The organism is Armatimonadota bacterium (assembly GCA_013359125.1).
GTDB lineage: Bacteria > Armatimonadota > Fimbriimonadia > Fimbriimonadales > GBS-DC > JABWCR01.
This window is the reverse complement of the sequence record JABWCR010000025.1, coordinates 1-25,303: the sequence shown is the minus strand read 5'-3', so window position 1 is coordinate 25,303 and position 25,303 is coordinate 1. Positions and strand designations below refer to the sequence as shown.

The window sequence follows — 25,303 nt, the reverse complement described above, 5'->3', positions numbered from 1 at the left end:
GCGTGGCCGTCGGCATAGACGACGTTGCTCAGTTTGCCGTTGATCATGCTCTTGATGTAAGAGTTCGTCGTAGCCGTAGTATTGACGTTGCCGTTGCCGCGCTCGTGAGCGCCCCATACTGCCACATAGTAAGCGTCGCCGTTAAAGGCGATCTTGTATTGAGGGGGTCTGCAGAGCTGAGCGCCATCGGCAAAGACAAGCGTTTCGGAAGGGTACTTGACTGTGGCCAGCGGCGCGGGCGAATTGTAAGTTGGGCTTTGGAAAGGCCCATAGGCCGCGCTTCGGGCAGCCGGATTTGGGCTCATGTCCAATCCGCCCAGCGACCAGTAGTTATAGCAATAGGAATTGCTGATGATGCTGAGGCCGGCCTTGGCTGTCGGACAGGCCCAGACTTCCTTCAACTGGCCCGTCTGCGTGTTGGCGCCGTTCTTGATATAGGGGTCCAAGAGGCCGGGAAACATATGGCGAAGCGCGAAGCGCTGACCGGAGTCGTTGTAGTTGTTCGTCCAGGGATTCATCGTGTCGTCGTAATCCTGGACATAGAGCTGCTGCGCGGTCGAAATCTGCTTCAAATTGCTCGTGCACATCGTCTGTCGGGCCTTCTCGCGAGCCTGCGCGAATACAGGGAACAGGATCGCTGCCAAAATCGCGATAATGGCGATAACCACCAAAAGCTCAATAAGGGTAAAGCCGCCTCGAATTCTCATGGATCGAACGTCCTCCTCAATATCGATTATTATACTTCGAATCGCCGTTCGTTAGGCGCCCATCATGTAGAATCTCAGGCGCAATGCCGGGATCCGCCACCATACACACGGTTCAAAGGATGAAACAGGACGGTCGCAAGATCGTCGCGATTACCGCCTACGACTACTCGATGGCGCTTTGGATCGATCAGGCTGGCGTTGATATCGTGCTGGTGGGCGATTCTTTGGGCAGCACGATGCTGGGATACGAATCGACCATTCCCGTCGAGATGAGCGATATGATTCGCGCGGTGCAGTCGGTTCGACGTGCGATCAAGGGCGCGCTTTTGATAGCCGATATGCCTTTCGGGTCATATGGGGCAGATGTTTGGGAGTCCGTACAGAACGCGGCGGCGCTCATGAAGTCGGGGGCCGACGGAGTCAAAATCGAGGGGGCCGCCTGCATTCCCGCCATCCAAGCAATGGTCGATATCGGCATCCCTGTGATGGGGCATCTTGGCTTCACCCCCCAAAGCGTGCATCGCTTGGGCGGACACAAGGTGCAAGGTCGAGGCGAAGACGGTCAACGCTTGCTCGAATCGGCCCGTACGCTTCAAGACGCTGGATGCTTTTCGATCGTCCTAGAGTTAGTACCCTCGCAGATTGCCAACGAAGCGAGCAAGGCTCTGGCCATCCCGACCATTGGTATCGGCGCCGGGCCGGGCTGCGACGGGCAGATCCAGGTCGTCCACGACATTGTGGGCCTCACGCCTGCCAAGTACAAGCATGCGCGGCGCTTTGTCGAGTTGGGCGAAGCGCTGAAGAGCGCGGTCCGAGAGTATGCCGAGGCTGCGCGCGAGGGCTCGTTTCCAAGCAAAGACGAATCGTTCGAGTAGCGCCTCGCAAAAATACCAGTTTCAACTCTTCCCGTTAATTTCCCTGCAACCTATGGCACGCCTGGCGATGTCTAATCAAGCGTCCGTTCAATCGGGCTTCTCCGTGGGGGGGAATTATGAAGAAGATCGCCATCGCCGTACTGACGATAGCCGCTTTAGGATTGGCCCCGGCCAATTCCTCAAAACCGATACCGGGCCATACCGAGCCGCATAGCTTCATTGCAAAGAGCGTCAGCAGCCCGGCCGGTCTTGCTCAACACATCAAGTCCGACCCAAGGGTCGCCAGACGATACGAAAAGCACTACGGTATTGACGCCCAGTGGCTGGCGGAGTACGTCAGCAAGAACCTTCGCGCAACCACGCTTCAAAGAGCCGAGACCTTCACCGTCTATCACGTCAAAGAGGACGGCAAGGTCTATCCGAAGCGGATCCAGTTCAAGAAAGGCACCGCCGTCTTTTCGACCGTCAAGGGCAATCCGGTTATGAAGGTCTCGTGCGGCAATCCGCTTTCGACCAGCCTTCCTCTGGCGCCCGCCCCGATTGCTCCTTTGACCGAGATCACCAGCGCGCCGAAGTTCGAACCAACCGTTACGACCGACGTGCCTGCCGAAACCGAGCCAGAGCCGATCAAAGAGGTGCTGACCAGCGCCCCGACCGTTCCCGCGCTGCCAAGCCTCGACGTGCCGCGGATTGAGTTTCCGGCAGCCGCCAATACGCCGGTAACCGATGCGCCAGTAACCGAAGCACCGCCCGTCGTCGCTCCGTTGCCGCCTTCGATACCGACCGTGCCGCTCGACACGCCGATTATCACTCAGCCGGGAGGTTGGAGCCCTTTGCTACCGATCGGTCTCATCATCGGCGGCGCGATCGTGATCAACGACAAGCCGGACCCAGTGCCCGAACCGGCCTCGATTGCGACGATCGGTCTCGGGCTCGCAGCCCTCTATCGATTCAAAGGCAAGAGCTCGAAGACGCGAAGTTCGTCCTCTAAAAAGAACCTCAAGTAGCTTCTACAGGCGGGCGCCAATGCGCTCGCCTGCGTTAAGCCGGTCGGAACTTCGTCCGCCTCCATGCAAACCTCGATCTCGGCCAGCGCCTCTTTCGACAGCCGAAATCCGCTCTGCCTGTCCGCGCATCGGCCGCACGCGCTGCCTCCGTGCATCGGATCCAGCCAAGCGTCCGTCCCATTAAGAGCGCCGCCGCAAACGACGCAACCTCCGATAAACGGGCGATAACCCAAGGTTGCCGTCAACCTCCAGGCATACCAAGCCAAAACGTTGATCGGCGCCTCGGCGACGGAGAGCCCGTTGAGCGCCTTTACGCACAGTTCATAAGCTTCGTCGCTCGGTTGCGCTTCGGGCAGCGCTCGATGCGTCAAATCGCAGATCGCCAATCCATAGGGCAGCAGATCGGGCTTGAATCGCAGATTGCCAAAGGCAGAGGCCGACTGGGGCTGCGCCACGATCCACTGGCTCTTGCCTTCGATCAGCCTCAACCGAACATGGCAAATCGGTTCCGTCAAGCCCGCCATCTTCGAACCGGCCTTGCGCGTGCCTTTCGCAGTAGCCAACAGACGGCCATAGCCCAGTGTCAACAGGCTCACCCGCTTGTCCGTCTCGCCGACCGGCCAACGACTGAGCACGATCGCTTCGCAAACGATGTCTCGCCCCACAATTTTGAGTCTACCCTTGACTTTGGGACTAATTATGGTATACAATATTCTACGGTGAAAACACGGGCGTTCGGACGCCCAGGGGAGGCAACATGGCTAAAGGGTTAACGACCAACCAACGCAACGTCTTAGAGTACGTGCAGCGCTTTTTGCAAGAGAACGGCTATCCGCCCACATTGCGCGAGATCGGCCTCGGAGCCAACATCAAGAGTCTGCGCGGGGTAGCCATCCATCTCGACGCTCTTCAGCGCAAAGGATTCATCGAGCGCGGCAGCCAAGCCCGCTCCATCCGAATTGTGCACCCGGCCTACGGCACCGGATACGACAAAGTGGCCTTTCTGCCTTTGGTCGGCACGATTGCCGCAGGCGCGCCGATCCTTGCCCAGGAGAACATCGAGGACATGATTCCTGTGCCGGTCGGCATGGTGCGCAACATTCAGGACGCTTTCCTGCTACAGGTTCGCGGCGACAGCATGATCGGAGAGCACATCCTGCCTCGCGACATCGTGGTGATTCGACCCGACAAGACCGCCTATGACGGCGAGTTGGTGGCCGTGCAAGTCGGCGATGAAGCGACCATCAAGCGCATCCGATACAACAAAGACAAACGCACCGTCAGCCTGTTCGCCGCCAATCCGGCTTACGAGCCGATCGAAGCGCCGGCCAGCGAAGCGCGCGTTATCGGGAAGGTCGTGGGTCTGATTCGAAACTACGGCGAGATGGTCTACTAAGCTCCGCCCAAATTCTTAGGGCTCATCGTAACCGACGGCGATTGCACATAAACGGGCTGCACTCCGAACGGGTGTTCGCCCTTGCCGACTTCCAAGGCGACCGCCAAGACGTCTCTTGGGCAAGGCCATGGGCGATCCAACCAGAAAGCGTTGTCGATCTCGTCTCTCCATCTTTCGGCTCCAGCGCCGAAGAGGGCGATCTTCTTGTTCCTGACCAAATCAAAGAGCGCCTCTTTTGTCGCTAACGACGGCTCACTGTTCCAAGAAGCGACCCAATAGACCGCGTCTTTCCGCGCGGGCAGCGCGGCTAACCAGTCGCCTTCAATGTCAACGGTGTGCAGCAGCGCCCGAAACGCTCCCACGGCGATCAACTCCTTTCCCGTTACATGCGCCCACGTCTTTGCAAGCGTTACCCCGATCTTGATCGCCGTAAAACCGCCCGGGCCTGCGTTCACGGCAAAGGCATCGACCTCCCCGATCGGCTTGCCCGCCAAAAGTTCCTCTGCGCAACGGATCAGATTCCCGGACAGATTGTGATCCTGAGGGGTCGATCGCTCGGTAATCTGGCCGTCGATGCAGAGCGCTACGCCCGGCGATCCGCCTGCGCTTTCAATGGCGAGGAGCGTTGACATAGTCGTTCACGCCGTCCCGATCCTCGCCTCGGACCAAGTAGAGCTTGTGGTCTCTGAACCATTGTTCGTAGGGTCCGTCGCGCCGGAGTTTGGTCGAGGTCGGCATGAACCGCATCGTGTACCCGCATCGGCGACTTTGAGAAAAGTTCGGCGCCGAGCCGTGGATCAGATACGGCGCATGAAAGGAGCAACCGCCCGCGGGCAGAACGCAATCGACCGCTTTCGCCTCATCCACATGCTCGCCGCCTAATGTCAAATGCAACACTTTGGTTTCAGGATGCTCGACTTCATAATGCGGCAATGGCCCAACGTTCTGCGTATTGGGGATGACGCGCATACAGCCGTTTTCGACCGTCGAATCGTCAATAGCGAGCCACAGCGTGATCACGTTCATCGGCTCTAAATCCCAAAAGATGCCGTCCTGATGCCACGGCACGGCCAAACCGTCGCCCTTTGCCTTGGCGATGATGTGGCTTGAAAAGAGCGCGATATTGGGGCCGATAAACTTTTCGACAGCATCTAACAGGGTCGGCATCGAGCAGACTTGCAGAAGTTCGTCCGACACAAAGTGCGGTTTGTCCAGATGCTCGGGCCGTTGATCGCGATGTTCATCGATAAAAAGATCTACGACTGAACGCGCCCATTCGATTTCGCGCGGCGCCAGGAGCTCCGGCACTAAAGTGTAGCCCTCTTCTCGATACTGCCGAACGTTCGCCTCAGTAACCATGCTATTGCTCCTCTTCTCTTTCGGCCATCCTCTCCGGCGCGCTGACTCCCAGAAGCGACAACGCATTGCGCAAAGTCTGTCGCGCAGCCAAGCAAAGGCAGATTCTGGCATCTCGCAACGCGTCGCTCTCTGCTGCAAGCACAGGACAATGGGCGTAAAAGTGGTGCAGCGCGCGAGAAAGCTCTAGCGCATAGTTGGCAATCCGATGCGGGCTGAGGCGTTCCGCAGCCGTGCGCGTCTCATCCGGAAAGTCGGCGAGTTTCTTGGCCAACTCGCCTTCGGCTTCGGCCTGAAGCAGGCGCAAGTCCGCATTGCGCCAATCGGGCAATTGGCCGATCTTCTCTTCCGCCTTCTGCAACAGGCTGCACAATCGCGCATGGCCATACTGCACATAGTAGACGGGGTTTTCGTCCGTTTGGCGGGTCGCCAAGTCTAGATCAAAGTCCAACGGGCTATCGTGCGATCGCAAAAGGTAGAAGAATCTGGTCGCATCGACGCCCGCCTCGTCCATCGTCTCTCGCAATGTGATAATGTCTCCGGCGCGCTTCGACATTCGCACTTGAGCGCCGTCCTTGAACAAACGCACAATCTGATGCACCAAGATTTCGAGCGAATCGGGATCGTGGCCAAACGCGCCGACCACCGCTTTCATTCGAGCAATGTAGCCGTGATGATCCGGCCCCCAAACATCGATCAGGCGCTGATAGCCCCGCTGATACTTGTCCAGATGGTAGGCCGCGTCGCCCGCCAGATAGGTCGGCAATCCGTTCGAGCGCACCAGGGTTCGGTCCTTCTCGTCGCCAAACGCTGTCGAGCGCAGCCACAAAGCGCCGTCCGCCTCGTAAGCGTAGCCCGATTCGCGCAGGGTCGCCAGCGCCTTATCGACCGCGCCGGAATCGTGCAGTTCTCGTTCGGAGAACCAGCGTTTGAAAACGACGCCGAAGTCGCGCAAGTCCTCTTCTTGTTGCCGCTTGATCGCTTCTTCCGACCAGGTCTGAAACCGCAACAGGGGGTCGCCGTCGATCGCCGACGACCCTTGTTGATCAAGAATCGCCTGTGCCACTTCGGTTACATACTCGCCGTGATAGGCGTCCTCGGGCATCTGGGCCTCTTGGCCGATCAACTGCTTAAACCGTACGATCACCGACGCGGCGAAGTTTTGAATCTGCGTCGAGTTCACGGCATCGTTTACATAGAACTCGGCATCGGCTTGATAGCCCGAAAAGTTGAGCAAGCGAACCAAACAATCGCCGATCACGGCGTTGCGCCCGTGCGCCACAGAAAGCGGTCCGGTAGGGTTGGCGCTCACAAACTCGACCAAAGTTCTGACGCCTTGCCCAATGTTCGACGAGCCGAATCGCTCGCCTTCGGCCAAGGCGTGCCGCACAATCTGTCCGGCCCAACCTGGCTTTAGAAAGAAGTTCAGAAAGCCGGGGCCAGCCACCTCGACTCGATCGATCCACGCCGATGATTCGGCAGGCAACAGTCCGATGAGCAGTTCAGCGGCGTCGCGCGGCGCCAGTCGAGCCTGTTTGGCCACTAGCATCGCTGCGTTGCAGGCATAGTCCCCATGCTCTTTTTGCCTCGGCGCTTCCAGTTCGACCAAAGGCGTCTCGTGCCAGTCGAGCGCGCCGTCTGCCTTTGCCCGTTGCAGAGCCTGCTCTATCCAGTTTGTCAGCGTTTGTCGAATCACCCGTTCGCTCCATGTCAAACAATGAAGGGCGAAGCCCCGAGATGACCTCGCCCTTTCGATACCCGTTATGGGAGCCGATTATACCTGAGCCGCCTACGGCTGGATGATGATGATCCTCAACTCCCTAAACTTGCGATCCTTCTCAAGTCGATTGTACAACTCCTCCTTGTTCAGCGACCGCATGACGTTCGAATTCTCGCGATTGTCTTCGACCGTCGGCGGCACTGGCTGGGCTTTCAACTCCATGCCCAGCGCGACCTTCTCGGCGTCGCTATCGAGCCGTTTCACTTCTCGACCAAGGGTCAGAATGTTCGACTTGAGCGATTCGACTTTTTCTTCCGGCGCCCGAACAGAGAGCGTTACCATCGGGCGTTTGTCAACCGTCGAGGCATAATCGGCGGAGGTCAGGTAGGCGCCCGCATCGGCCGACGCCCGCACGACGCTGTCTTGGACGGCCAGAAGGTCCGAAGCCTGGAGAGTGATTACGATCTCTCCCTCGCTCTGTGCCGGTTCGTTCTTGGCCGATTCCGGCGTTGGCGCATCGGGCTTTGTTTTTTCTTTAGGCTGTTCGATCGCTTTGGGCGGGGGCGATCCAGGTTCAAAGGAAACGAACGGATCCTTGGGGAAGTCCGGCACTTTAGGCGCCAGGGTTTTCTGAGCATCCTCTGTCGTCGCTTTCGCAACGTCCATCCGCGTCGATTCGGGAGTCTGTAGTCTCGCGATCTCGCCCACGTCTGCCGGATGATCGGGCATGGCCAGATAGGCAGCAAACGACGCGAGGCAGATCGCGGCGACAAGCGCTCCGACCATCGCAGGTCTGCGCGACCAGCGGCGGGAATAGGCCTCTTGCAGATCGCTCTTCCACACCGTGTTCATAACCTTGGCGCTAAAATCGTCGCTGGGCGAGCCGACCGGCAGCGCCCTCAGCACATGAGAAAGCTTATGGATAGCGGCCAACTCCGCACGGCACTGATCGCAACCGTTCAGATGTCTCTCTACTCGAACTCGCTCGATCCAGCCCAACTCCCCGTCAGAGTAGGCCTTTAACTTTAAGACTGCTCTTTCGCAACTCATGCTTCGACCCCCATTTCCTGCAGTATCCGCCTCAGTTCCTGAAACGCATAGTGAAGCCTGCTTTTAACCGTACCAACCGGCACGCCGATCACTTTGGCCGCCTCGCCGTAGGTCAATCCTTGAAGCTCGTGCAATATCAGCGCCTCTCGATGCTTCTCGTCCATCTTATCCAACGCTTCCTCGATCCTTGCCCAAAGAAGGTTTTCCATGGCAGTCTTTTCCGGATCATCGTCTTTGTCGACTTCAACCGGCGCCAGCAACGGCAGTTCGACTACTTTTCTGCGCCTTCGATACTCATAGCAGGCATTTAGCGCAACCCGATAGAGCCAAGTGTTCAACTGCGATCCGCCGCGAAACGTCGGCAGTCCTCGGTAAATCTTGATGAAGGCTTCCTGCGCCGCGTCGTCGGCATCGGCCGGGCCCACAATGCGATAAGCCAAGCGAAAGATCGGCTCGCGGTACTGTTCCAAGAGCCTTTCAAACGCGCGTTGGTCGCCCTGCCTTAGTTTCGCGATCCAGGAAGCGTCTGCCATTGTTGCGCACCCTTTTAGACGCGCTGAGGGCAAAGGGGGTTCAGATAGAAAAGGGCCGGGCGCAAGGCCCGGCCCCAAGATGAAGTTAGGCGCAGAGTCCGAAGTTGTTGAGCACGATGGCCAGATCCGTGTCGTCCACGATTCCATCGTTGTTCAGATCGGACCGAGCCTCATTCGTGCCAAAATCGGTCAGCACGATCGCCAGGTCGCCATCGTCGATGCAGCAATCGGCATTCACATTACCCATGCTCTTGGGCAGCGTATCGCCGCCCCAGCCCTTCCAATCGAACTGTCTCATCTGCACGTTCGCTCTAAAGGTAAAGAACTCTACGCAGAACGCATAGGCCGTGGCATTCAGATAGTTTTGGGCATCGCCGCCCTCGTCGTTCAACTCGATCACGACTTTGTGAGTCAGCACGCCGCCTGGATCGTCTTGGCAAGCCACAGTCATGAGCCGCCCGCGCAGTTTGCCGTTCACGTTGGTGATCAGAACATCGACGGTAGTTCCGTCGATCGTTACGGGCACACAAATGCGAGGGTTGACGTTGGCCGACCACTCGATCAGGTCCGGCCCTAGCACGTTTGCGATCAACGGCACACGGTAATTGATTCCGAGATTCGGAAAGGTCTCCAGCAGATCCAGTTCGATGTCTAAGTTGTCGTTAGCGCCGCCCAACTCCCTAAAAACAAAGCGTTGAGGGTCGCTGGTTGTAACCTCTGGGCCATACGTGATTGCGCCGGTTACTGTGAGAACGGAATTGTCCAACCGCCAAGAGATGTCCCCTGCCGAGCCCATCTTCTGCACTAAGGTCTGAGAATAGCCGACCCCAACAAGAGCCGCGAGACAAAGTAAGCGAATGCCCTTCATAATCTGCCCTCCTAGATGGATGTCTGTTGCAAAACAGTATAACCCGGATTCGACCCCGCCGCGCCTAATCCTTCGCAAATTGACTCGCAATCGCAACGGCCAATTCGCCAGGGCTGTTGTTCTCGTAGTTGGTCAGCACGCACAAACTGACGCCCTTGTCGGGAATGACGATCATCATGCTTCGGGCGCCCGTTTGCGATCCGCCGTGCTGATAGACGGTCTGCCCCTCGATCGTTCCCTTGGTCCAACCCAAACAGTAGTTGCGCTGGCTGTTATCCGAAGGAATCTGGGGAGTCCACATCAGCGAGACCGTCTCTGGCTTCAGCAGCTTGCCTTGCAAGATCGCCGATCCAAATCGCGCCATGTCGGAAGCCGTGGAAACCAGGCCGCCCCCCGCCCATTTGTAACTGTTGTCCATAAACTCGGAGTTGACGGGTTTCCCGTCCGCGCCACGACGATAGCCCCTTGCCCGGTTAGGAATGATCAGCCGATTCTCTTCGGCAAGAGTGTTAGCCATCCCGGCAGGCCGGAAGACCTCTTCTTCCAAAAACGCACGATACTCCTTGCCCGAGGCGCCTTCGATCACCAGACCAAGCACGGTATAGGCATAGGTCGAATAGAGGTACCGTTCGCCCGGCTTGTACAACAGAGGATCGTCGGCAAATCGCTTTAAGCCTGCTTCGACCGTGAGGAAGGCCTCTTTGCTCTCGGCCTCGCCGCGATAGTGCCGGATGCCCGACTGATGGCAGAGCAACTGCCGCACGGTGAACGGATGCTCTTTTTGAGGGAACTTGGGAGCGTAGGTTCGGGCATCCTCTTCCAACTTAATCTTGCCCTGCTCGACCAGTTTCATTACTGCGACCGCTGTAACCGGCTTGCTGATGGACGCCAGTCGGAACTTGGTCTCCGGCTTGACGGGGACTTGGTGCTCCAAGTCTGCAAAGCCGTAAGCCTTCTGCTCCACTATTTGGCCGTCTTTGGCCACAGCGACGGAAAGGCCGACCACGCCGAATTTCTCGACGTGCGCCCTGATGAGGCGGTCGATCTCCGCCGAGTGTCGCGTCTGCGCTTGACAGACGGCTGAGATCAGAACGAGCAATATGGCCAGCGCGCGCATCTATTCGATCCTCCGGATTGTAAACTCGCCCGTGCGCATGTATTCTCGCCCGCACTCGTCGCAATGGCATCGCTCGGCGCTAAACTTTAACGCCAAGCCGCACTCGCACGCCCAGCCGACCTGCCGCCCTGGCACGCCCACAATCAGCGCATAATCGGGCACATCTTTGGTTACGACGCTGCCGGCGCCGATAAACGCCCACTGGCCCACCCGGACGCCGCACACGATCGTCGCGTTCGCGCCGATGCTGGCCCCGTAACAGACGCGAGTCTCCAGGTAATCCTCCGCCGTATTGCGCGGGAAGGCGCTGCGCGGCGTCTTGACATTGGTAAACACCATGCTGGGGCCGCAAAAGACGTGATCCTCGAGAACGACGCCCTCGTAGACCGAGACGTTGTTTTGAATCTTGACGCCGTTGCCGATAGTAACGTGCTTGGCCACGAAGACGTTCTGTCCCAACGAGCAGTTCTGTCCGATGGTGCAAGGAGAGGAGATATGCGAGAAGTGCCAAATCTTGGTGCCCGAGCCGATCGCAGCGCCCTCGTCCACATAGGCCGACTCGTGCTTAAAGTAATCGCCCATACCGCCGCCGATTATACCGCTACTACGGTTAGATTGCCAAAGGCGCAGGGCTCGCTCCGGGCAATCCAGGACGAAGCTACGGAGGACCCTTTCCAAATCCTGGTCGTCCACGAAGCCGTTGGAGTCGAAGTCAACGGTCGTCGCGCGGTCTTTTTCGATCCGGAGGGTGAAACGGTCAGAAGCGGCGGATCTTTTTGATGAAGCGAGGCCCATCGTCGATACAGTAGGCCGACGATGGGCGATAACAACTACTTCAGTTCGACGGTGGCGCCAGCTTCTTCCAGCTTGGCTTTGACCTTTTCGGCCTCTTCCTTGCCAACGCCCTGGACGATCGGCTGAGGAGCGCCTTCTACCATATCCTTGGCCTCTTTCAGACCCAGGCTGGTGATCTCGCGCACGGCCTTGATCACTTCCAAGCGCTTCTCGCCCGCGGCGGTCAGCACGACGTCGAACGAGGTCTTCTCCTCGGCGGCGGCTCCGCCGCCATCGGCAGGCGCGGCGCCCACTGCGGCCACAGCGACCGGAGCGGCCGCGGTTACGCCAAACTTCTCTTCCATCGCTTTGACCAGTTCGCTCACTTCGAGAATGGTCATATCGGCAATCGCGTTCAAGACATCATCGGTAGACATTTTAGCCATTGATTTCCTCCTTAGTGGTTAGGCAGACTTTTGATCGGCATAGGCCTGCAGAGCACGGGCCAGCCGAGCGATCGATTCGTTGAGAGTGGCGGCCAGCTTGTTGCCGGGCGCCAGCATCGTTCCCATCGTTTTGGCGATCAAGACCTCTCGCGAAGGCAGTTTAGCCAGGGCTTCGACCTTCTCGGCAGAGACGATCTGGCCGCTGAGCAATGCGGCCTTGAAGCTCATCTTCTTCGTTTCGTTGGCAAAATCGACCAGCGCCTTTGCGGCAGCGGCCTCATCGCCCGACACGTAAGCGACGGCGGTCGGCCCGTGGGTAACGTCCTCGATACCTTCGGGGGCCGATTCGCCCCAGCTTCGAAGATAGAGAGTGTTCTTGACGACATGGAACTCCGTGCCGGTGGCCGTCAGTTTCCGTCGCAGATTCATCATCTCGCGCACGGTCAGGCCGCGATAGTCTGCAAAAATCTGCGCCTTTGCCGTCTCGTTCCAGGTTTCCATCTGCTTGATCTGTTTCGCCTTTTTGGGCGTTGGCATGGTCAACCTCCTATCGTCCCTGATTGCGCCCAAACGCAAAAAGGGGAGCCTCTGGGCGACGAGGCTCCCCAAATCTGGCGACCGGCGGCCTTGCGCCGCGGTCAAATCTGGATTCGGCTTCGTCTCCTCGGTGGGCCGTCAAGCGATTAAGCGGAAACCTCCGCGCCCACGGTCTGCAGAAACTCGCAGATAGAATACCCGAGTTGTCAAGCCCAAAGGTATACTCGGCCTCTATGAAGGGGTTGCCGTTCCTCAAAATGGAGGCGGTCGGAAACAGTTTTGTGCTGGTTTTCGAGGAGGATTTGCCGCCCGGCACCGACCTTTCGAAGCTGGCGATCGCTCTTTGCGCACATCACACTGGGGTCGGGTCGGACGGATTATTGATACTGGGAGAATCTCACATCGCCGATGCTCGAATGCGCATGTTCAATCCCGACGGAACCGAAGATTTCTGCGGCAACGGACTGCTCCTTTCGTCCTCCTTAGTACTGGAAAGAATTGGGCGACAGTCGGCCAATATTGAGGCTCAGGGGGGCGCCATCGTGCCTGTTGAGATGAGAGGCGGGCTTTTCGTCGAGTTGGGCGAACCCCGTTTCGACGCGGCCTCGGTGCCCTTTGATGCGCCGGTTGGGGAGCTCCGAGACTATCCGCTGGCGATAGACGGCCACGAAGTTACGATCGCTTCTATGCGCGCCGGTTCGACCCATACCATCATCCGGTGCGATCAACTGCCCGAGGATGAGCTTTTCTTCAAGCTGAGTCCGTTGATCGAGAACCATGCAATCTTTCCCGAACGCACCAGCGTGATCTGGGCTCAGAACTTGGGCGAAAATAGACTGCGGATCCGCATTTGGGAAAGAGGCGCCGGCGAGACCTTAGGGTGCGGCACGGGGGCTTGCGCCGCGACAGTCGAATCGATCCGTCGCGGCGAATCGGTCTCGCCTGTTATCGTTGAAAGCAAGGGCGGCGAGTCGACCGTGGAGTGGCGACCGGGCCAGAAGATGAGACTGTCGGCTGCCATGAGCGAAGTTTTCCAGGGCGTTGTCGAATCTATCGCTCTTTTTTAGCCAACAGCCAGCCAGCGGCGAGAATTCCCAACACATTGGGCAATGCGCTGGCAAACCAGGGCGGAATAACGCCGCCCCCGCCCACAATGATCAGATACCGCGCCAGCACCCAATAGAAGAAGATGACCGCCAGGCTGAGCGCAAAGCCCGATGCGGCGCCCGATCGCTGCTTTCGAATGCCTAACGGAGCGCCGACCAAGCCAAATACCAGGCTGGCTAGCGGCAAATTGATCTTGTTGTAAAGTTCGACGGTCATTTGGCGAATCAATCGAGGCTCCATGCCCTCTTTGCGCTGGTCGGCAATCATCTCGCGCAGTTCGCCAAAGGTTTTGGCGTCCACCTCGGTCTCCAAAGCGCGAATCTGATTCGGGTCTTTGCGAATGCGAGGATCGGTAACTTTGATGTCCATGCGTTCTGGATAACGGGCGAATGTGCCGTCCGGCCGATTGGGAAACCGTATCCAACCGTTGTACATGGCCCATTCTCTGCCGCCTTCCCAAACGGCGCGCTCGGCAAAGGCTAATGCCACCGGCTCATAAGGAGCCTCTTCGCCAAACTTGATGACAGTAACGTCGAAAAGTTCGTTCGTCTTCGGGTCCCTACCGCCCGTAACCAGGACGAACGATTCGGGGCGGCCGTCTTTCCATTGCGGGAATCCCGCGGCCAGTTTGCCCGGTTGCTTAATTTGCTTCAAAATTTCTGATCGGATCGAATTGGCCTTGGCGGTCGCCCAAGGAACGACGGTCTCGTTGAAGAGCAGTGCGAAGAGACTGACCGCAAGACCCATAGTCAGCACGGGCATGGCCAAGCGCCTCAGGCTGGCGCCCGCGCCTCTCAATGCCGTAATCTCCCAATCGCTGGAGAGCCGTCCAAAACCCAACAGCGCCGCCAACAGCATTCCCATCGGCAGCGTCTTGACCGCAATCTGGGGCAGGTAGAGCGCGGCCAGTTCCAACACCAGCCAAAGGGGCACGCCCGCTATGGCGTACTCGGTAAACATGTAGATGTATCCGCCCGCAAAGAGAAGCGTGGTGAATAGGCCGACGCCGAACAGAAAGTAAGGAAACAACTCGCGAAAGATCAGCCTGTCGAGAAGCGTCATGGGCTACAGTTCGAAACTCTCGCCAAAGTAATGTTTTCGCGCGAGCGGATCGGCCAGTACGTCCGCAGGCGTTCCTTGCGACACGATCTGCCCGTCTACCAAGATGTAACTGCGGTCGGTAATGCGAAGGGTCGCGTTGACGTTGTGATCGGTGATAAGGATGCCGATCCCGCGCGTCTTCAACTTATGGATGATGCCTTGAAGTTCTTCGATCGTCAGCGGGTCGATGCCGGTGAACGGCTCGTCTAAGAGCATGAACTTTGGGTCGATGGCCAATGCGCGGGCGATCTCCAGCCTCCGCCGCTCGCCGCCGGAAAGCGTTTGACCCTTCTGTTTGCGCAGATGCTCGACGTGGAACTCGGCCAGAAGCTCGTTGATCCGTTCCTTTGCCTGCGCCTTCGGCGTCTTGTTCATCTCCAAGACCAGCATCAGGTTCTGTTCGACGGTCAGTTGGCGAAAGATAGAAGCCTCTTGGGGCAGATAGCCCAATCCCAGTCGAGCGCGCTTGTACATGGGTAGCCGAGTGATGTCCCGTCCGCCCAACGAGACTGCGCCCGAGTTAGGCCGGATCAAACCGACGAGCATATAGAAAGTGGTGGTCTTGCCCGCTCCGTTGGGACCGAGCAACCCGACCACTTCGCCAGCGCCGACGCTTACCGAAACGCCTCGCACCACAGGGCTCTTGCCGTAGCTTTTTCGAAGCGAATCGCAAGCCAAGACTAAAGGCTCGCTCATTTTGACTTGACGGCTCCCGCGGGCGGCTTCTTCAGCGTTACCGTCGTCTTGTTCTTACTCGGATCGCCCTGAATCTCAACTTCGATCGGATCGACCCCCAAGTCGATGGTCGCCTGGTCTGCCGACTCTTGAACGATAATGTAGTTCTCGTCCTCCGAGCGCACATAGACATTGCCGGTCAAGATGATCTTCTTGGTCTGCTCGGAATAAGTGGCGCGGGCGGCTCGGCCATTGACCGTGCGTACAGGGTCCTTTTGCTTGTACACAACCTGGATGTTTCCTGAGGCCTCTGCGGTCTCCACTATGGCGTTTTGATTTCGATCTTCCGGCGCGCGCACGGTTACCGTTATTTTGGGCGCGGCAAAGTTCAATCCTTGGCTGGGAGCATCCAGAACGATCGTGCCGGTCAGGTCAAGGGTAACCCGTTCTTTGCCCAACTTCGACCGGATCGTCTGGTAGCCGGTGATCGTAACGTCGTCAAACTTGACGCTACGGCTATCCTGCGCCCAAACGAGCGCAAGCAAGGCAGCGGCAATGGCGATCTTCTTCACGGCGCCGTCCAGATTTCGTTGGCGGCTGTGTCGGCATAGATTTTGTGATCGGTCAGTTCCATCTGTCTCCAGATTACCTTGACGTTGCCCGTTGCCTCAAGGCGGTCTTTGTCCGGCCTCCAGTCGATTCGATCGGCCTTGATAGAGGCGTCGTTGACCGACGACCGAGCCGAGACGCCGCCCGATGTGCTCAAGAGCTTCTGTTTGGAATCGTACGTCGCCTTATCCGCCTTAATCTCCATCGTCGGTTGGCCGTCCCGGTAGAGCACGGCCTCGACCTCTTCGAACTGGACCTCGCCATCGCCGTTGGAGGCGCTCCCCAAAGAGGCAGAGGCTTTAATCTTGAACATTGGTTTGCCGTCCTTGTCTGGCTGGGTCAATTCGATCGCCTCCGTGCGCGCCCGGATGTCCTCTGTCGGCTGCTGATCGACGCGGGTTAACTTTTGCTCGTCTTTGGAACCGCATCCAACCAGCAAGAGAGCCAAGAACAGCAGTCCGAACCGGCTCATTGTACCTGCCGTCATGCTTTCAGCGCCCCGACCGTTACGCCCTTGGTCAGCCGTTCTTGCAACACCAAGTAGACGAACAAGGTCGGCAGCATGGCGATGGTCAGCGCGGCGAACAGCAGGCCAAAGTCGTTCTTATATTGCGACTGCATCGCGATTCCCTGCAATCCAAGCGGCAAAGTCTTTAAGTGATTGCTGTTAAGGAATACCAATCCGAACAGGTATTCGTTCCACAAACCAAGAAAGTTGAAGATCGCCGCAGTGGTCAATCCGGGCCGAGCCAGCGGCATCATCACGCGGAAAAATGTCCGAAATTCGCTCGCGCCGTCCAGCATCGAGGCTTCGCGCATCTCCGATGGGATCGTCCTAAAGAACGAGGTCAGCACAAAGACGGTAAAGGGCAGGCTGGCGCCGACATAGATGAAGATCAGCCCCGCATGAGAATCGTGCAAAGAGACGGCGAAATCCTTGAAACCGATCGACGAAAAGAGCGGCCTCAGCGCCTGGGTCATGAAGTCGCCGTAATCCGCAAACTGGAAGAAGAGCGGTATGAGCAGGAGCTGCATCGGCGCCAACAACCCAGCCAAGAAGAGAGTAGCAATGAAGGCACGCCCTTTGAATTCGAATCGGGCCAAAGCGTAGGCCGCCATGCTGCCCAATAACAGCACCAGGAAGAGGCTGATCGAGACCACTTTCACGCTGTTCAGAATGTAGTCACTGAACCCGCTCTCCACCCACGCTTTGCCAAAGTTCTCTTTGAGCGGCTCCGCCGTCTTGGCTGAGGGGCTAGAGACCACTGCGGGCAGTCCGAACGGATCCTGATAGATCTGCTGGGTCGTCTTGCCGCTGGTATAGAACACCCAAATCATCGGATAGGCGACCGCGATCAGATAGATCGACAAGAAGAGGAACCGCAGTATGCTCCAGAAGCGCTCCATCAGTACTCCAGCCTCTCTCGTCGCATCAATCTTAGGCTGATCAGCGTTGCCGCCAAGACCAGCAGAAACAGCGTAACGGCGACCGCGGCGCCTTGACCGATGTTGTACTGTTCGAACACTCTGGAGTACATCAAGGTCGCCATCGTGTGGGTCTTGGCGGTGGGACGGCCGTTATCCATCACCCAAACCACGTCGAAAACCTTCAGCCCGCCGATGATCAAGAAGACGATGCCTGTGGTCAGCACATCCCACATGAGGGGCAGCGTGATCTTGCGAAAGAGCGCAAATTGCCCTGCGCCGTCCAGCCGGGCCGCCTCGTAAAACGACTCCGGGATGCTCTCCATCGAAGCCAAAAACAGCACCATATAGAATCCCGTCGCCGTCCAAACGATCATCGGCACAATGGCCATGATCAAGGTGTCGCTGCCGGCAAACGGTACAGGCGGATCTAAGCGCAGTAGGTTGTTCAGCAATCCAAAGCCCGACGTGCTATAGATCAGCGTCCACAGCACCGCGATCGCGACCGCGCTGATGATGTTGGGGAAGAAGAAGGCGATCCGAAAGAGCCTTGCGCCCATCACTCTCTGATGGATGCTGTAGGCAAAAAAGAGCGCCAAGATCAAGATAAAAAGACCCGGCGCGAACATCAGAATCGCATTGTGCTGCAGAGCGGGCCACAGATCGGAGCCAGGTTGCAACAGCCTCTTAAAGTTGGCCAGCCCGACCGAAACGGGTTCGGACAGCCCGTCCCATTGCCACAGACTGTAGCGAAACGCCGAGAGAGCGGGCAGGATGACGACGATAAAATAGACCGCCAAGGGCGGGGCCAGAAACGTAAATATCAGTCGCCTCTGCTCCCGCCGCTTCATTTACGGTCGTCGAGGCAAGATATAGGGCGCTCGATATTCGCGGAACAGCAGGTCGTTCGCCTCTCTGTCCCGGCCAAAGTTCTCGTTGCGGGCGTCGATGACCAGCTCGCGACCATACCGAATCTCGTAAGGCTTGCCGCTCAATGCCTTTGATAGGTGCTCGCTCATCCGCTCCATGCCTTCTCGCTTAGAGCCGTTAAACCGATCCAACTCCAATCCGCCTTTGACGCCGAGACGATAGGAGATGTTGCCCGCATGGCAGATGGCCGAAGAGTAATGACCTTCCTCGATCGGAGAGGTCAGCAAACTCGGCTTGTTCTCCCGGATCGCGTCCACAAAGTTTTTGTAATGGTTCGCACCGCCCTTGAAGGCACGAATTTCTTTTCCGGCAGGATCGAACGCCTTTGCTTCGTCGTAACTGGGCACGACCATTGTGCCGCCCTCGCAGTGGAACACGACCCCGATCTTGGCGCCCTGATAATCGTCCGTCGGCAGTCCGCGCACCTCAAAGATCAGCTCCGAATCGCCATAGTCGCACCAGACTATCTGAGTATTCGGCGTCTCGCCGTCGTCCTCGTAGCCCAATCGTCCGCCAATGGAAGACACCCTGCGCGGATGGTTGTTCTTTTTCAGCCCCCAGCGCGCAATATCAACCTGATGCACGCCCTGATTGCCTAAATCGCCATTGCCGTAATCCCAAAACCAATGCCAGTCGTAATGAAATCGCTGGCGCGATAGAGGCTTATTGGGCGCCGGGCCCAACCAAAGGTCATAATCTGCGCTGGCCGGCGGCCTGCCCGCGCCCTTGCCGATGCTCAGACGCAGCTTGTAGCACAATCCGCGAGCGATCTTCACCTTGCCCAAAGTGCCCGAATGCAGGTACTCCATCGCCTCGATCATGCCCGGGTTCGATCGGCATTGCGTGCCGCCTTGACAAATCTTGCCAAACTTGCGCTGCGCTAAAATCAGCGTTCGGCCTTCCAAAAAATTGTGCGATACCGGCTTCTCCACATAAACGTGCTTGCCCGCCGCCATCGCCCAATAGGCCGCTAAAGCGTGCCAATGATTAGGCGTCGCAATGCTCACCGCGTCAACCGTCTTGTCGTCCAAAAGTCGCCGAAGGTCTCGATAGGTCGCCGGTTTCGGCTTGCCGCGCTTGTCGAGTTCGGTCAAGGCCCTTCCCCAAGTCGCCTCGTCCGGATCGCAAAGGGCAGCAACCGTAACGCCGGGCAGGCTGGCAAACGCGCCGACATGGTCCATGCCGCGCCCGTTCAATCCGATGACGCCTACTCTCAACTCTTGCATCCGTCGAAACATTGCGCCGTCCTCCTAAGCCTCAATCTTTTTCGCGCCGCGCAGCCTCCATCCTTCTGCAGGCGACGGCCTTAACCGCGACGCGCTGCTTCGATCGCGGCGACGTCGATCTTTGTCATGGTCATCATCGCTTCGAAGACGCGCTGCGCGGCAGTTGGGTCTGAGCCGGACCATGCCTCGGTTAGAGCAACGGGCGTGATTTGCCAGGACACGCCCCACTTGTCCTTGCACCAGCCGCACACGCTCTCCTCGCCGCCGTTGCCCACAATGGCGTTCCAATAGCGATCGGTCTCCTCTTGGTCCTTCGTCGCAACCTGGAACGAGAACGCCTCGTTGTGTTTGAACGTTGGCCCGCCGTTGAGCCCCATACAGGGGATTCCCATGACGGTGAACCAGACGACCAATACGTCCCCTTTTTTGCCCGAGGGGTAATCGCTCGGGGCCCGGGTTATCTCGTCGACGCTGGATTCTGGGAAGGTTTCGGCGTAGAATCGGGCGGCCTCTTCGGCGTCTCCGTCGTACCAAAGGCAAACGGTGTTCTTGGCTGGGTTCATAGTTTCAAGGTTACCCAATTGGGGCATGCGCCAGGTTGCCAGCTATGTTTTGCGCATCGAGGAGAAGCACGGCAAGGCGAAGGCGGATAGGGGCAATATGCGAAGTAGACAACTCACAACTCAAATTTGTGGAGGTGAAGGGCAATCGAATTCGTCTGCTCGCACACAAGGAGGAGAGAGGCAGGAACACCGGGGTGTGAGGTAGAAAGATGATACCGTGCCCGACTGTCTGGACTTAACCGAAATCGAATGAATCTCCTTCACCCAAAAACTTCGCGGTCAAGTTGGCCGTGCACGACGGGCTTCGACTGCGTTCTCAGAGGGGGCGGATGTTGATTGGGCGGATTTGGGGATGGGCATGAACCTGCCGTTAGGATCATCGTCAATGCCACAAATCTTTGACTTGTTCGGTTTCCCCTAGCGGATCGAAGCGCCCAAGCCGAGGAATCCAGAAAGCTAAAGCGTTGCCCTTTTATGGACGCTGTGTGCGACGGTGGCGGGAACCGCAACCAGACAGATCAACCTAACTGGCGACTCGGAGCTTCGTGCTTACTTTGATCAAAGTGTTCTAGATGTCATCCCGGGAATCTGTTCGATCCTAGCGGCAGGAGACGCATGGGTTGTGTGCCCGAGAAGACTACTCGCCTTCAAGAACGACTTGTCCTCGCCGCCTAAGGTCAACTCAAAACTGCAACCCTACGAACGCGATTTACTTATAGCCGCCGGTGCCCCGCGTGGCGTACCTGTAGGGGTCTGGTCTGAAGTCTATTTGAAGCTTAGCGGCTATGAGGGCGACATCAACTACCACTTCGATTACGTCGTCGCGCCAATCGTGTCCAGCACAATCCACAACGAAGCCGTACGGTTCCGAATGACGGATGCGCAAACAGATGCACTTGTTGCTGACGCAAGGCGAGTCGGCCTGATTGCTCGTGCTGAGCGAACTCCCAGAACCTCCGCAATCTTAGTGCCCGAGTTAACCAGCCCCTTGGTCATCGAGGTGATGACGGCATCTACGAGCGGGTCGGACACTGAAGTTGGAACCGACATCCGAAGCGCCTTTCGTGACGCCATCATGAATAGAGGCCATGAGGCTCCTGGGATCAATAAGAGACAAGTCTGTGGTCGAATGGTAACCCAGCTTTTTGCGAAGACCGCGCTGACTTCAGAATGGGGTGGCAAGACCGTCTGGGTGATTCAGGATGAGTTACTTAAGAACATCGAACTCACCACTCGATTGAAGACGTCCCTAATACCTAAACATGCCAGCGACAACATCAGCCTCGCCGTTATGCACTATGAAACTGATGCCGATGGCCGGAAAACGACCAACACCGCATTTAGAATGAGTGCCGAAGGAGACGCTGGAGTTTCCTTCCATGGTAGTGACAAGTACACAGACATCCTACTGCCGGGACGACTGCCGGAAAAGTACGAGTTGCTTCGAGCGATTCTGAGACGGCCGTTAGCAGCCATCCTGACTCTCTGAATGGCTCGGTAAGATGTGTGGCCCGCCTTTCACGCATAAAACGATCCTGCTGTATAATGCAATTCAAAGGTCGATCATGAACTTAGCGATACAGGACAGTATCGAGAAGGAAATCGTCGTTCGACTACCAAAGAGGCGGATTGAGCGGCTCACAGCGTTTCGGCCTCTGATCGCAAACGATAGGCCGCCTGGAGAGCAATGGACATTCGCGAAAGCTACGACTCGGCGGCGGCGGCCTACGCCGAGCATTTGTCAGACGAACTCGCGCACAAGCCGCTCGATAGACATCTCCTAAATCGCTTTGCAGAAGAGACTCGCGGTCGGGGTCCCGTCGCCGATCTCGGCTGTGGGCCGGGGCACGTTGCTCGGTACCTGAGTCAACAGGGCGTCGCGGTCTTTGGGGTCGACTTCTCCCCGAAGATGGTCGCGGTAGCCCAGAGCCTGAATCCCGATCTCGAATTCCACGTCGAGGACATGAGGCAGCTCAGCGCGAGCGACGCAACCGTCGCTGGAGTCGTGCATTTCTATTCCATCGTTCACTTCGACTTGACCGAGCTTTCGCCAGTTCTTCGCGAAACGCGACGGATTCTTATGACTGGCGGTCTGGCGCTTTTCGCTTTCCATAGCGGCGAGGAGGTGGTCCATAGAAGCGACCTGTTTGGCGTTCCGGTCTCGCTAGACTTTCGATGTCATAGGCCAGAAAAGGTCATCGATGCTCTTCGGTCGGCCAACCTTGCGGTCATCGAAGAGGTTCATCGGGAGCCTTACGAGGGAGCCGAGTATCCTAGCCGCCGGTGCTATCTTGTTGCAAAAGCGGTCTAACGACAGCAAACAGCGGCTAACCCTCAATCTCTTTTGCGCCGTGCAGCCCCAATCCTTCTGGCGGGCGATAGATCAGCATTCGCAACCCGTTCAGCACGACCAGTATCGTGCTGCCCTCGTGCCCGACCACTCCCAACGGCATTCGCAGTCCGACGGTGAACACCAGGCCGACCAGCACGACGATCACCCCGACCGCAAAGTAAAGATTCTGCCTGACCAGCGCCATCGATTTTCGCGCCAGGTGAAGCAGGATCGGCAAGTGTCGCAGGTCGTTGCTGATGAGCGCGGCGTCGGCCGATTCGAGCGCGGCGTCGCTACCGGCCCCCATGGCGATGCCCACATCGGCCGCGGCCAAGGCGGGCGCATCGTTCACCCCGTCCCCGACCATGGCGATGGAGCCGTGTTGCTTGGACAGCCGTTCCAGCGCGATTAACTTCTGATCGGGCAACAGCTCGGCCTCGACCGAATCGATTCCCAACTGCTGGGCGAGCCTTTCGGCTATGGGCCGGGCGTCCCCGCTGAGTATGGCCGTCTTGATGCCCATCTGGTGCAGCGCCTGTATCGAAGCAACCGCAGAAGGGCGCGGAACGTCGGCCACGGCGATCGCTCCGATCCATCGATCGCCCTGCGTTACCACGACAGTCGTATTGCCCTTGGCCAACAGCGCTCCTATCTCTTTCGGTGCCGATTTGCCGGTTGCTTCTTGGGCAAATCGCGCGCTGCCGGCGCGAATCTCCGAGCCGCCGATTTGGGCGACAATGCCCTTGCCCACAACGGCGGTCGGCTCGGTAATCTCCCTTGGCGCATAGCCTCGCTCGGTCGCGCCCGATAGCAGCGCCTTGGCGATGGGATGCTCCGATCGCGATTCCAGGTCGGCCACGATCTGCCAAAGTTCGCTCTCTTCGCCCTCTATCAAGACTGTCTCGGCAACTTTCAGCCTGCCTTCGGTCAGTGTGCCGGTCTTGTCAAATGCGACGATCTGCACTTCGGCCAATCGTTCTAACGGCTCGCCGCCTTTGATCAAGGCGCCCCGCCGGGCGGCCGCGGCCAAGGCCGAGAGCAGCGTGGCCGGGGCGCCGATCACCAAAGCGCAGGGCGAAGCGACGACCAGCAGCGTCATGCCGCGATAGAAGGCCTGTTCCCAACCAAACCCAAAAGGCAGCAAAGCGAAGATAGTCGCGATCGCTCCGCCGATGACGATCACGGCGTATCGCTGTTCGAACTTTTCCAGCCAGAGTTGCGATTTGGCTTTTTGTTCCTGCGCATGCTCGACCAGCGCAAGGATTTTGGCCAGCAAGGTCTCTTCGGGCGCTCGCTCGACCAGTACTTCTAATGCGCCCGAGGCGTTCACCGTACCTGCAAAAACGTGGTCGCCTGGACCCTTGGCAACCGGTGTCGATTCGCCCGTCATGGCCGACTGATCGGCATGGGATCGACCGGCAACGACGCGACCATCGGCCGGAAAGCGTTCTCCCGGGCGCACCAATACCCTATCGTCGGGCTTTAGGCTATCGACCGAGACGGTTTGCTGCTTTCCATCGATCAACAGAGTGGCAGTCTCGGGCTTCAGCGCCATCAGCGAGCGTATGGCTCGGCGACTGCGTCCTAATGCGTAGTTTTGCAGGGCGTTCGACGTTGAAAAGAGGAACAGCAGAGTTGCGCCTTCGGGCGCCTCGCCCACCGTGGCGGCACCCAGCGCGGCGGCGATCATTAGAAAGTTGACATCCAACCGCCGATGCTTGAGCGTTTGCCAACCGTCCAGGACGCCATAGTAGGCGCCCGTCAGATAGGCGGCGAAAATGGCCTCGGGCTGCCAACGCCCGATGATCAAGAAGAGCAGAGTGAGCGCGGCCAGAATCGGTTCGACCGTAGCGCGGAAACGGCGCCGCTTGGCCTCGGCGTCCTCGGCTTTGATCTTTCGCGTCAGCATCGCCGTCGATGCGGTTCCTTGCCGCTGTACGGAGAGACGGCCTTGATCGAACTGGGCCTGCAGGTCGCCTCCCTTGGCCAGCCATTTTCGCCCCGCATCGGCTACAGACAGGCAATCCTCGCAAAGGCCGCTTTCTTCTCGCAAGGAGCAAGTCGGCATTCGCTCGCTCAGCGCGTCTTGAATCTTGTCCGTGGTTCGTCGAGCGTCGATCTCGGAGACCCGTTCGGCGTCGTACGTCAGCTCCAGCCTCGCTTCTTGGGGGTCGTATTGAACCTGAGCGATGCCGGGCCGGTCGCGCACAATTCGCGCCATCTCCTCGGAACAGGAGCGCGATTCCAGTCTGCGCTTTTTGAGCCTTTGGACGAACGAAAGCCCGCTCATAGTCGATTATAGCAAAGGCAGATGGAGTAGATTCATCTTATGAGCGAGGATCGGCCGAAGGCGTACGGTCTAAACCGGTTGCGGGAGACCTTTGTGGTGCGCGAGGAGACGGCCAAATCGATGCGGGCGAACCGATCCGCCGAGACGCAGCCGGAGCGGCGATTGCGGCGCGCGCTGTGGGCGGTGGGGGCGCGGGGGTACCGCAAGAACGACAAGCGATGGCCGGGCAAGCCCGATCTTTATTTTGCCGGCGCGAGGTTGTGCGTCTATGTAAACGGCTGTTTTTGGCACGGGTGCCCCGAGTGCGGCCGTAGTCTGAAACCGGCCACCAACCGGGTCTATTGGGAGGCCAAGATCGCACGAAATCAGGAGCGGGACACAGAGGTGGCGGAGGCTTTGGAACTGTTGGGCCTGCGCCGGATGGTGGTTTGGGAATGCGAGTTGAAGGCCGATCTTCCGAGCGTCGTTTTGCGAATCTTGGAGGCGATTCGTACCTAAAATTGTGCTACATTTTTTGAAAAGGCCGCTTTTGTATTGGAACGCCAGGCTTCTGCCTGGCTCGTCCGATCCGATGCCTTTCGCTCCCCTCCCTAAACTCGCCAGAGTTTGGGGAGGGGATACAGGGGAGGGGCACAATCGCCCGAGATAGACCGATGTTC

27 protein-coding genes and 1 pseudogene are annotated in these 25,303 nt (G+C 58.1%); 7 read left to right on the top strand and 21 right to left on the bottom strand.

All coding sequences use genetic code 11. From position 1 onward, the window contains the following. Positions 1-515 precede the first annotated feature (515 nt). Positions 516-707, bottom strand: a pseudogene (locus tag HUU60_11035) (prepilin-type N-terminal cleavage/methylation domain-containing protein). A gap of 83 nt (positions 708-790) precedes the next feature. Between HUU60_11035 and panB the strand changes: the two are divergent. Further along, entirely contained in the window at positions 791-1,582 is a 792-nt protein-coding gene (panB, locus tag HUU60_11030) for a 3-methyl-2-oxobutanoate hydroxymethyltransferase (GenBank protein NUL83240.1), read from the top strand. Positions 1,583-1,698: 116 nt separating this feature from the next. Further along, the gene (locus tag HUU60_11025) at positions 1,699-2,589 is read left to right on the top strand and encodes a PEP-CTERM sorting domain-containing protein (protein NUL83239.1); all 891 of its coding nucleotides are present in this window, start codon (positions 1,699-1,701) and stop codon (positions 2,587-2,589) included. Here the strand turns inward: HUU60_11025 and recO are convergent. Further along, the gene (gene recO, locus HUU60_11020; GenBank protein NUL83238.1) at positions 2,526-3,254 is read right to left on the bottom strand and encodes a DNA repair protein RecO; all 729 of its coding nucleotides are present in this window, start codon (positions 3,252-3,254) and stop codon (positions 2,526-2,528) included. The two genes, HUU60_11025 and recO, sit on opposite strands and share 64 nt — an antisense overlap. Positions 3,255-3,346: 92 nt before the next feature. Here recO and lexA point away from each other — a divergent pair, with 92 nt between their 5' ends. Next, positions 3,347-3,985 (top strand): transcriptional repressor LexA, encoded by a 639-nt coding sequence (gene lexA / locus HUU60_11015; protein NUL83237.1) that lies wholly within the window; start codon positions 3,347-3,349, stop codon positions 3,983-3,985. Here the strand turns inward: lexA and tsaB are convergent. The 10 genes from tsaB to HUU60_10965 form a co-directional block, all read right to left on the bottom strand. Continuing rightward, positions 3,982-4,617: a tRNA (adenosine(37)-N6)-threonylcarbamoyltransferase complex dimerization subunit type 1 TsaB gene (gene tsaB / locus HUU60_11010; protein NUL83236.1), complete on the bottom strand. Its 636-nt coding sequence runs from the start codon at positions 4,615-4,617 to the stop codon at positions 3,982-3,984. The genes lexA and tsaB overlap by 4 nt on opposite strands. Beyond that, positions 4,595-5,344 carry a phytanoyl-CoA dioxygenase family protein gene (locus HUU60_11005; protein ID NUL83235.1) on the bottom strand — a complete coding sequence of 250 codons (750 nt, stop codon included), beginning with the start codon at positions 5,342-5,344 and terminating at the stop codon, positions 4,595-4,597. The genes tsaB and HUU60_11005 overlap by 23 nt, the downstream gene beginning before the upstream one ends. Before the next feature lies 1 nt (position 5,345). Next, positions 5,346-7,037 carry an arginine--tRNA ligase gene (locus HUU60_11000; protein ID NUL83234.1) on the bottom strand — a complete coding sequence of 564 codons (1,692 nt, stop codon included), beginning with the start codon at positions 7,035-7,037 and terminating at the stop codon, positions 5,346-5,348. Between the two features lie 93 nt (positions 7,038-7,130). Beyond that, positions 7,131-8,111: a zf-HC2 domain-containing protein gene (locus HUU60_10995; GenBank protein NUL83233.1), complete on the bottom strand. Its 981-nt coding sequence runs from the start codon at positions 8,109-8,111 to the stop codon at positions 7,131-7,133. Then, the gene (locus HUU60_10990; GenBank protein ID NUL83232.1) at positions 8,108-8,644 is read right to left on the bottom strand and encodes an RNA polymerase sigma factor; all 537 of its coding nucleotides are present in this window, start codon (positions 8,642-8,644) and stop codon (positions 8,108-8,110) included. The genes HUU60_10995 and HUU60_10990 overlap by 4 nt, the downstream gene beginning before the upstream one ends. A gap of 85 nt (positions 8,645-8,729) precedes the next feature. Next, positions 8,730-9,512 (bottom strand): hypothetical protein, encoded by a 783-nt coding sequence (locus HUU60_10985; protein ID NUL83231.1) that lies wholly within the window; start codon positions 9,510-9,512, stop codon positions 8,730-8,732. 64 nt (positions 9,513-9,576) lie between these two features. Beyond that, on the bottom strand, positions 9,577-10,629 hold the full coding sequence (locus tag HUU60_10980) for a beta-lactamase family protein (GenBank protein NUL83230.1): 1,053 nt from the start codon (positions 10,627-10,629) through the stop codon (positions 9,577-9,579). Continuing rightward, entirely contained in the window at positions 10,630-11,211 is a 582-nt protein-coding gene (locus HUU60_10975; GenBank protein NUL83229.1) for an N-acetyltransferase, read from the bottom strand. A 248-nt stretch (positions 11,212-11,459) separates the two neighbouring features. After that, positions 11,460-11,840 carry a 50S ribosomal protein L7/L12 gene (rplL, locus tag HUU60_10970; protein ID NUL83228.1) on the bottom strand — a complete coding sequence of 127 codons (381 nt, stop codon included), beginning with the start codon at positions 11,838-11,840 and terminating at the stop codon, positions 11,460-11,462. 27 nt (positions 11,841-11,867) lie between these two features. Beyond that, the gene (locus tag HUU60_10965; GenBank protein NUL83227.1) at positions 11,868-12,386 is read right to left on the bottom strand and encodes a 50S ribosomal protein L10; all 519 of its coding nucleotides are present in this window, start codon (positions 12,384-12,386) and stop codon (positions 11,868-11,870) included. A gap of 233 nt (positions 12,387-12,619) precedes the next feature. Between HUU60_10965 and dapF the strand changes: the two genes are divergently transcribed. Next, entirely contained in the window at positions 12,620-13,453 is an 834-nt protein-coding gene (gene dapF / locus HUU60_10960; GenBank protein NUL83226.1) for a diaminopimelate epimerase, read from the top strand. Here the strand turns inward: dapF and HUU60_10955 are convergent. From HUU60_10955 to HUU60_10920, 8 genes are all read right to left on the bottom strand, one after another. Further along, positions 13,437-14,555: a YjgP/YjgQ family permease gene (locus tag HUU60_10955; protein NUL83225.1), complete on the bottom strand. Its 1,119-nt coding sequence runs from the start codon at positions 14,553-14,555 to the stop codon at positions 13,437-13,439. The genes dapF and HUU60_10955 overlap by 17 nt on opposite strands. A gap of 3 nt (positions 14,556-14,558) precedes the next feature. Beyond that, complete coding sequence (lptB, locus tag HUU60_10950) at positions 14,559-15,290, bottom strand: LPS export ABC transporter ATP-binding protein (protein ID NUL83224.1); 732 nt, start codon at positions 15,288-15,290, stop codon at positions 14,559-14,561. Further along, on the bottom strand, positions 15,287-15,841 hold the full coding sequence (locus tag HUU60_10945) for a hypothetical protein (GenBank protein ID NUL83223.1): 555 nt from the start codon (positions 15,839-15,841) through the stop codon (positions 15,287-15,289). The genes lptB and HUU60_10945 overlap by 4 nt, the downstream gene beginning before the upstream one ends. Beyond that, positions 15,838-16,365 (bottom strand): LPS export ABC transporter periplasmic protein LptC, encoded by a 528-nt coding sequence (lptC, locus tag HUU60_10940; protein ID NUL83222.1) that lies wholly within the window; start codon positions 16,363-16,365, stop codon positions 15,838-15,840. Before lptC ends, HUU60_10945 begins: the two co-directional genes overlap by 4 nt. After that, positions 16,362-17,285: a carbohydrate ABC transporter permease gene (locus HUU60_10935; protein ID NUL83221.1), complete on the bottom strand. Its 924-nt coding sequence runs from the start codon at positions 17,283-17,285 to the stop codon at positions 16,362-16,364. The genes lptC and HUU60_10935 overlap by 4 nt, the downstream gene beginning before the upstream one ends. Continuing rightward, entirely contained in the window at positions 17,285-18,154 is an 870-nt protein-coding gene (locus HUU60_10930) for a sugar ABC transporter permease (protein NUL83220.1), read from the bottom strand. Before HUU60_10930 ends, HUU60_10935 begins: the two co-directional genes overlap by 1 nt. Continuing rightward, positions 18,155-19,471: a Gfo/Idh/MocA family oxidoreductase gene (locus HUU60_10925; GenBank protein NUL83219.1), complete on the bottom strand. Its 1,317-nt coding sequence runs from the start codon at positions 19,469-19,471 to the stop codon at positions 18,155-18,157. A gap of 68 nt (positions 19,472-19,539) precedes the next feature. Continuing rightward, entirely contained in the window at positions 19,540-20,022 is a 483-nt protein-coding gene (locus tag HUU60_10920) for a VOC family protein (GenBank protein NUL83218.1), read from the bottom strand. A 622-nt stretch (positions 20,023-20,644) separates the two neighbouring features. Here HUU60_10920 and HUU60_10915 point away from each other — a divergent pair. Both HUU60_10915 and HUU60_10910 read left to right on the top strand, forming a co-directional pair. After that, positions 20,645-21,511, top strand: coding sequence for a hypothetical protein (locus tag HUU60_10915; protein ID NUL83217.1), 867 nt, complete (start codon positions 20,645-20,647; stop codon positions 21,509-21,511). A 198-nt stretch (positions 21,512-21,709) separates the two neighbouring features. Further along, a complete protein-coding gene (locus HUU60_10910; GenBank protein ID NUL83216.1) occupies positions 21,710-22,333 on the top strand; it encodes a class I SAM-dependent methyltransferase in 624 nt (207 codons plus the stop codon). A gap of 16 nt (positions 22,334-22,349) precedes the next feature. Here HUU60_10910 and cadA read toward each other — a convergent pair whose 3' ends face one another. Further along, positions 22,350-24,263 carry a cadmium-translocating P-type ATPase gene (gene cadA, locus HUU60_10905; protein NUL83215.1) on the bottom strand — a complete coding sequence of 638 codons (1,914 nt, stop codon included), beginning with the start codon at positions 24,261-24,263 and terminating at the stop codon, positions 22,350-22,352. A gap of 420 nt (positions 24,264-24,683) precedes the next feature. On the opposite strand from cadA, the gene vsr reads away from it, so the two are divergent. Next, positions 24,684-25,142, top strand: coding sequence for a DNA mismatch endonuclease Vsr (gene vsr, locus HUU60_10900; protein NUL83214.1), 459 nt, complete (start codon positions 24,684-24,686; stop codon positions 25,140-25,142). The last annotated feature ends 161 nt before the right edge of the window (positions 25,143-25,303 follow it).

Coding starts and splice junctions, on each gene's coding strand:
- vsr (NUL83214.1), top strand. CDS start 24,684: ATGAGCGAGGATCGGCCGAAGGCGTACGGTCTAAACCGGTTGCGGGAG.
- HUU60_10955 (NUL83225.1), bottom strand. CDS start 14,555: ATGACGCTTCTCGACAGGCTGATCTTTCGCGAGTTGTTTCCTTACTTT.
- HUU60_10975 (NUL83229.1), bottom strand. CDS start 11,211: ATGGGCGATTACTTTAAGCACGAGTCGGCCTATGTGGACGAGGGCGCT.
- HUU60_10920 (NUL83218.1), bottom strand. CDS start 20,022: ATGAACCCAGCCAAGAACACCGTTTGCCTTTGGTACGACGGAGACGCC.
- HUU60_11005 (NUL83235.1), bottom strand. CDS start 5,344: ATGGTTACTGAGGCGAACGTTCGGCAGTATCGAGAAGAGGGCTACACT.
- HUU60_10985 (NUL83231.1), bottom strand. CDS start 9,512: ATGAAGGGCATTCGCTTACTTTGTCTCGCGGCTCTTGTTGGGGTCGGC.
- lptB (NUL83224.1), bottom strand. CDS start 15,290: ATGAGCGAGCCTTTAGTCTTGGCTTGCGATTCGCTTCGAAAAAGCTAC.
- HUU60_10910 (NUL83216.1), top strand. CDS start 21,710: ATGGACATTCGCGAAAGCTACGACTCGGCGGCGGCGGCCTACGCCGAG.
- tsaB (NUL83236.1), bottom strand. CDS start 4,617: ATGTCAACGCTCCTCGCCATTGAAAGCGCAGGCGGATCGCCGGGCGTA.
- panB (NUL83240.1), top strand. CDS start 791: ATGCCGGGATCCGCCACCATACACACGGTTCAAAGGATGAAACAGGAC.
- rplL (NUL83228.1), bottom strand. CDS start 11,840: ATGTCTACCGATGATGTCTTGAACGCGATTGCCGATATGACCATTCTC.
- HUU60_10935 (NUL83221.1), bottom strand. CDS start 17,285: ATGGAGCGCTTCTGGAGCATACTGCGGTTCCTCTTCTTGTCGATCTAT.
- HUU60_10965 (NUL83227.1), bottom strand. CDS start 12,386: ATGCCAACGCCCAAAAAGGCGAAACAGATCAAGCAGATGGAAACCTGG.
- lptC (NUL83222.1), bottom strand. CDS start 16,365: ATGACGGCAGGTACAATGAGCCGGTTCGGACTGCTGTTCTTGGCTCTC.
- HUU60_10995 (NUL83233.1), bottom strand. CDS start 8,111: ATGAGTTGCGAAAGAGCAGTCTTAAAGTTAAAGGCCTACTCTGACGGG.
- HUU60_10930 (NUL83220.1), bottom strand. CDS start 18,154: ATGAAGCGGCGGGAGCAGAGGCGACTGATATTTACGTTTCTGGCCCCG.
- HUU60_10925 (NUL83219.1), bottom strand. CDS start 19,471: ATGTTTCGACGGATGCAAGAGTTGAGAGTAGGCGTCATCGGATTGAAC.
- HUU60_10980 (NUL83230.1), bottom strand. CDS start 10,629: ATGCGCGCGCTGGCCATATTGCTCGTTCTGATCTCAGCCGTCTGTCAA.
- lexA (NUL83237.1), top strand. CDS start 3,347: ATGGCTAAAGGGTTAACGACCAACCAACGCAACGTCTTAGAGTACGTG.
- HUU60_11025 (NUL83239.1), top strand. CDS start 1,699: ATGAAGAAGATCGCCATCGCCGTACTGACGATAGCCGCTTTAGGATTG.
- cadA (NUL83215.1), bottom strand. CDS start 24,263: ATGCTGACGCGAAAGATCAAAGCCGAGGACGCCGAGGCCAAGCGGCGC.
- HUU60_10990 (NUL83232.1), bottom strand. CDS start 8,644: ATGGCAGACGCTTCCTGGATCGCGAAACTAAGGCAGGGCGACCAACGC.
- dapF (NUL83226.1), top strand. CDS start 12,620: ATGAAGGGGTTGCCGTTCCTCAAAATGGAGGCGGTCGGAAACAGTTTT.